General features: G+C 37.7%; 7 protein-coding genes. 3 read left to right on the top strand and 4 right to left on the bottom strand.

The genetic code is table 11. From position 1 onward, the window contains the following. The first annotated feature begins 340 nt into the window (after positions 1-340). From lexA to dinB, 3 genes are all read left to right on the top strand, one after another. A complete protein-coding gene (lexA, locus tag N2201_07120) occupies positions 341-964 on the top strand; it encodes a transcriptional repressor LexA (GenBank protein ID MCX7785969.1) in 624 nt (207 codons plus the stop codon). Between the two features lie 377 nt (positions 965-1,341). Beyond that, positions 1,342-1,593 carry a hypothetical protein gene (locus N2201_07115; GenBank protein ID MCX7785968.1) on the top strand — a complete coding sequence of 84 codons (252 nt, stop codon included), beginning with the start codon at positions 1,342-1,344 and terminating at the stop codon, positions 1,591-1,593. Further along, positions 1,590-2,990 carry a DNA polymerase IV gene (dinB, locus tag N2201_07110; protein ID MCX7785967.1) on the top strand — a complete coding sequence of 467 codons (1,401 nt, stop codon included), beginning with the start codon at positions 1,590-1,592 and terminating at the stop codon, positions 2,988-2,990. The genes N2201_07115 and dinB overlap by 4 nt, the downstream gene beginning before the upstream one ends. Before the next feature lie 36 nt (positions 2,991-3,026). Here dinB and N2201_07105 read toward each other — a convergent pair whose 3' ends face one another. From N2201_07105 to N2201_07090, 4 genes are all read right to left on the bottom strand, one after another. After that, complete coding sequence (locus tag N2201_07105) at positions 3,027-4,328, bottom strand: thymidine phosphorylase (GenBank protein ID MCX7785966.1); 1,302 nt, start codon at positions 4,326-4,328, stop codon at positions 3,027-3,029. A 2-nt stretch (positions 4,329-4,330) separates the two neighbouring features. Further along, a complete protein-coding gene (locus N2201_07100; GenBank protein MCX7785965.1) occupies positions 4,331-4,705 on the bottom strand; it encodes a helix-hairpin-helix domain-containing protein in 375 nt (124 codons plus the stop codon). Between the two features lie 79 nt (positions 4,706-4,784). Further along, on the bottom strand, positions 4,785-5,525 hold the full coding sequence (locus N2201_07095; GenBank protein ID MCX7785964.1) for an MlaD family protein: 741 nt from the start codon (positions 5,523-5,525) through the stop codon (positions 4,785-4,787). A gap of 116 nt (positions 5,526-5,641) precedes the next feature. Beyond that, positions 5,642-6,208, bottom strand: a 567-nt coding sequence (locus tag N2201_07090; protein MCX7785963.1) for an ATP-binding cassette domain-containing protein, incomplete at its 5' end; no start/stop codon positions are given.

The following is a 6,208-nucleotide window of genomic DNA, read 5'->3' as shown; positions in this document are numbered from 1 at the left end:
AGATAGTATAATTTGTCAAGCCTTCAAAAGGAGGACACACCTTTATTTTTAACCTATCAAGTCTAAATTTACCCAAATATTATTCACCATATAGGAGAATACACCTTTATTTTTAACCGACCAAATCTCAATTGTTATCCACTACTTTTATTGGTCTTTTAGAATCTACCATATCAAAAGGAAAAGGGCGTGACTGTTTCTTATATATTATAAAGATTGCTTCAATTATTAATTTTTCTTAATAATATTTTTACTGAGCCCATTAAGTCATTTATAAAAAGAAAAGGACGGTCCCTGAAATTTTCCTTGACATCCTTACTGAAGTTAGGTATAATATAGTATGCGTAAAGAGTTAACGAAAAAGCAAGCAAGAATTCTGCGGTTCATCAAAGAGTTTCTGGAACGCAATAATTATCCGCCGTCGTATGAAGAGATTGCTCAGCATTTTAAGATGGCGAAGCCGAGTGCGTTTGACCATCTCAATGCGCTACAAAAAAAGGGTTATATTCGTAAAAAGCACTATCGGGCTCGAACTATTGAACTGGTGGAAAAATCGACTGTGGTTAAGGAGGATTATCTTATAATTCCGATTGTCGGCAGGATTGCGGCCGGACAACCGATTCTGGCGGTAGAGAATATTGAAGGCAATGTTCGGCTGGACCGCGATTTGATAAAAGGTAAAGATGTCTTTGCTTTACGAGTAAAGGGCGATTCGATGAAAGATGCGGGAATTTATAATGGCGATTTGGTCTTTGTTCGTCCGCAAAGTGTCGCAGAAAAGAATGATATTGTTGCAGTGCTGATTGGTGAAGAAGTCACGCTCAAATACTATTATCCGAAAAACGATACAATTCTTTTAATCCCGGCAAATAAGAAGTTTCCTACTATCACGATAAAGAAGGGTTCTGAAGAAGTACGGATACTTGGTAAAGTTATCGGCTTATTTCGAAGAGTCGGCAGATAGTGTAAGTGCGCATACTTGGTAAAGTCATCGGTCTATTTCGAAGAGTCGGTAGATAGTATAAACGCAATTACTTGAACCGCATATTGCTGAGAGCAAGATTATAAGTCAATCTTCGAGACAGATTGCTTGATTGAGTCTCTGAGCCTATAATGATTTTATAGGTCAGCAATACAGGTTTTGGTTAGAGAATTTGCTTTATTGGGTTCAGTCTGATTATGATGTGCGGTGCAGAATATTGATAATACTGCGGGTGTGCCTTAAAGATTTTTGTAGTGCTTTATTGAACTCGGTATGATGCGCAATGAGTTTTTAGGTAAAAGTCAGCAGATGCATCGGGCTCGCATTTAGCGTTTTGGCGGGCAGATTCTTATTAAACGATGCATTACGAAACGATTGCAGAACCGATTGCAGTGGAATGTCTTTTTCAAGATTCACACATCAAACCTAAAATATTTTACTGGCGCAATCGGGTCTATCCAATTGTTAAAGTCAATGGCACTTGGCACAGACGCGAAGGCAATTTTTTAATCTATAGTTTTGCGGTCACAGATGAGAATGGCAATATCTATGAATTAGAGTTTAACACTGCGAAAATGAACTGGCAGTTGTTGAAAATCGGAATGGAATGAAGATAAAAATAAAGTTTAAAAGTTCAAAGGTTCAAAAGATTAAAGGTTCAAAAGTGAAAAAGTTCAAAGGTTCAAAAGTGAAAAAGTTCAAAGGTTCAAAAGTTCAAATGGAGCTCAGAGAAATATACCCAACTCGAGTAATTATGCTGATTGATATGGATGCCTTTTTTGCGCAAATTGAGCAAGTCCATAATCCGATGCTTAAAGGGAAACCGATTTTTGTTGCCGGTAGTCCATATAAGCGAAGTGTTATTACTGCGGCTTCTTATGAAGCAAAAAAGTTTGGGGTAAAATCCGGAATGTCTTTGCCAGAAGGGAAAAAACTCTGTCCGGATGCGATAGTCGTGCTCGGCAATCAAGATAAATATCTTGACTATTGTCATCGGCTGATTGCGATTTATCAAGAGTTTACGGATTTAGTGGAACCATATTCAATTGATGAAGCGTTTTTAGATGTTACTGGTGTGCAAAGATTATGGGGTCCGGCTGAAACAATTGCCCAAAAGATTAAAGCCCGAATCAAAGAGGAGTTGAATTTAACCTGTTCAATTGGCATTGGACCCAATAAACTTTTAGCCAAAATGGCTGCAGATAGGCATAAACCTGATGGTCTGACGATTATTGAAGATAAAGATGTGCCCAATGTGATTTGGCCCTTACCCGTGGAAGAATTAATTGGTGTTGGCGAGCGAATGAAAGTTCATCTCAATGAATTAGGGATTAAGACCATAGGTGATTTAGCCCATTTTCCTTTATCCGTGTTAAAAGAAAGATTTGGCAAATATGGTGAGATGCTATATCAATCAGCCAATGGCATTGGTGACTGTGTGGTTAATCCTTCAAATTTTTGGGAAATAAAATCCGTAGGCCATTCCTATACTTTGCCTTATGATACTAATGACTCAGAGACGATAAGGTGGTATATCTATTATCTTGCCAGTAAAGTTAGCCGAAGATTACAAAAAGAAGGTTTAGCGGGTAAAACGATTACTTTGGTTTTAAGGACCAATGATTTTACTAATTGGGGTAAATCAGAGACCATTGGAGAATTTACGGCTCATCCTAAGATTATTGCAGATACGGCTTATCAGTTATTTATTAAGTATTATCAAAAATCGCTCTTGGAGAAAAATAGTATTAGACTGGTTGGTGTTAGTGTGAGTAATTTAACCAAGCCAGCAACTCAACAGTTAAATCTATTTTGGAGTCAACCCAAAGTTACTCGGATGTTAGATGCTGTAGGCGAAATTAAGAATAAGTATGGTGAAGAGATAATTGATTTAGCCATTGTTTTGCGCAAGCCGGCTAAGACTTTTATCCGTAAAAAGGTCGGATGTTTTCTTAATGCCGAATATCGCCGAATTGAGCAATTATCTGCGCCTGAATCCCCAAGATAAGTTTTGAGTTGGGTAATGAGAAGCAAGCCGAGTTTATTAAGTTCGGTAGTAAAATTTTATTAGTGGAGGTGGTTTACTTTTTTGTGTGGTTATTTTGTATGCGGACAATAATTGCTCACCAACGCTTTTAACTTTGTCTTGATTTTGACCGACTACTTTTGCCAGTGGTTCATCTTTTTTAACTTTATCTCCGATTTTTTTATAAAAGATAAAACCCGCACTATAATCAATCTTATCCGTAAGGGTCTTTCGACCACAACCTAATTCGACAGATAGCAAGCCAATTGTTAAAGCGTCAAGTTTTTGAATGTAGCCGGTCTGCGGACTTTTAAGTTGGTATTCGTATTGGGGTTGAGGTAAAAGAGTATAATCGTCAATTACTCTTTCATCACCGTTTTGGGCTTTTATGAGTTCGCGGAATTTTTTCAAGGCTGACTCGGATTTGATACTTTGAATTAACATTTTTCTGGCTTGGGTTCGTTTAATTCCTGCCAGACTTAACATCGCTTCGGCTAAAGTTATTGTTACTGTAAGTAGGTCTTGTGGTCCTCTGCCTTTTAGGGTTTCAATTGCTTCGATTACTTCTAAGGAGTTGCCGACCATTTTACCTAAAGGTTGTGCCATATCAGTAATTAATGCCGAAACTTTTTTACCCATCCGTTTGCCAATCTCACACATTATTTGTGCCAATTTTTTCGCATCAGACAATCGTCTCATAAAGGCACCAGAACCGGTTTTCACATCTAAGACCAGACCGTCAATGCCTTCAGCGAGTTTTTTAGACATAATTGAAGTTGAAATTAAGGGAATAGAATCAACTGTAGCCGTGACATCTCGAAGCGCATAAATCTTTTTATCAGCAGGGGCTAATTCCTCAGTTTGACCAATCATTGCTACGCCGATTTGTTTTAATTGCGTGATAAACTCTTTTTCCGTGAGATTAGTTCGAAATCCGGGAATCGATTCTAATTTATCTAAGGTGCCACCAGTATGACCTAAACCTCGGCCCGAACACATGGGCACAACAATACCACAATCCGCCACTAACGGTGCTAAAATCAGAGAGACCTTATCGCCAACACCACCAGTAGAATGTTTGTCAATTTTCGGTTGCTTAATTGCGGAAAGGTCAAAGATTTTACCCGAATGCATCATGGCTTTGGTGAGATGTGTTGTCTCGGAAAAACTCATACCCTGAAACCAGACTGCCATTAAGAATGCGGCAAACTGATAGTCAGGAATTTCGCCTTTAGTATAACCCAAGACCAAATACTCTATTTCTGCAGAAGTTAATTCTTTACCCTGTTTCTTTTTGGTGATGATTTCGTAGATGTTCATAGTTAGTCTATGGTTATTTTCTCTTTGATAGCGAAATATTTTTTTGGACCAATGCCTGAGACTTTTAACAAGTCTTCTTTACACTTAAAACCCTGATGGATTTTACGATATTCAATAATTCTTTGGGCTAAGACCGGTCCGATATTAGGTAAGGCTTCCAGTTCTTTTTGCGAAGCAGTATTAATATTAAAGAGATTAGCAGTTTCCGATTCTAAAGAATCGGCTGATGCCATTTCGGTTTGTCGCGAATTAGTTGCTGTGAGGGTAATTTTTTCTAAGTTGCGTTGATAAATCTGATTGCGCAGGAACGAGATGCCCGCACCAACCAAAAGGCAGATACTGAGAAAGATTAAGACGGCCTTCTCTTTATTATTCATTACTAAAGGATAGTCTTAGACCGACACTGAGAAAAATGAGCACGGTTTTTTCTTTATGATTCATTACTGAATAGTCGTCTTAGAACATCTTAATTTGAAGATATTTTTGCGGATTGGTCTTAATGTCTTCAATCAGTTCTTTTAACTTCTGATTGGTTTGCCGGAGTTCTAAATAGAGTTCATCGCTGGTGATGAGTTTTTTAATTGTGCCGTCCGTTTGCATAATCATACGCAAAGAGTCCAATTTACTATTCAATATACTGAGTTGTTGCGACAATTCGGCAATAGGGGCAGGAAATTTTTGAGATAGGGATTGCATTGCAGAAGTGATTTCCGTTTTGATGGAGCGGATTTGCTCGGTAATCGGAATTGATTCTAATTTAGTCACAAGATTGTTAAATTTCAAAAAGAACTCTTCTAATTCTAAGACTTCATTGGTGCCGTAAAATTTTGTGTTTTTGTTCGCAAGAGGTCCTGAGCCAGGCGTAACCATTAAAATGCGGTCGGTGCCAAAATAACTTAAACTGCGGATGGCAAATTTTGTATCTTCAGTAAGCAGGATTTTTTTATCAAGCGTAAAGACGACCTTGACTTTTTTACCATTTTCAATCAATTCAATCTGAGTAACTTTACCTTTTTCCATACCACGGACATAGACCGGTGAACCGATTTTAAGTCCAGAGATTTGGTCAAAATAGACTTCGGATTGATAACCGCTAAGGTGGTGATAATAACCTGACAAGTATAAATAACTGAACACAATAAGGGCGATGATGATAAGAACAAAGATAATAACAACGATTGGCTTTGACCGAGTCATAATACTCCTTAATTAATAAATTCTTAAATTGCCACTGAAGACACTGAAGCCACAGAAAAATTTAGTGTCTTCACAGCAAAGAATTGACTTTTGTAAAGAGGTTCTAACTGTTATTTTCATAGACATAGAGAAGTTAGTTTCCCTGATTGTAATTGGTAGATTGTCTTGATGTCAATCTTTCTGATTGTGTTTAGATTATGGGTCACAAGAATACCGGGTTTATTTAACTCTTTAATCACATCACAGATTTTATCATGAGTTATCGGGTCAAGACCGGTAGTCGGTTCATCGTATAAAAGATAAGTTGGATTATTAATAATGGCACGGCCAATTGCAACCAGTTTTCGTTCACCACCAGATAGTTGGGCACAGTTTTTCTTAAGAAACCAAGCGTCAAGATGTAACATTTGAGATACTGATTTTACTCGCGCACTAATCTCTTTTTCATTAAGGCAGGAGCATTCTTCTAAGGGTAACCGGATATTTTCTTCAACAGTCATGGAATCAAAAAGAGCACCATTTTGAAATGCGTATCCGATTTTTTTTCGTACCTCAAATAATTCTTTTTCCTTTAATTTAGTAATGTCAGAGTCTTCAAAAATAATTTGACCACGATCTGGTTTTTCAAGGCCAATGATAGATCTTAAAATTACTGATTTTCCTGTGCCCGAGCCCCCAAGGAG

This window comes from candidate division WOR-3 bacterium (assembly GCA_026418155.1).
Lineage (GTDB): Bacteria > Hydrothermota > Tepidihabitantia > Tepidihabitantales > CAIPLT01 > JAOABV01.
Note: the sequence above shows the minus strand (reverse complement) of the source record. Positions and strands in the feature narration are given on the sequence as shown.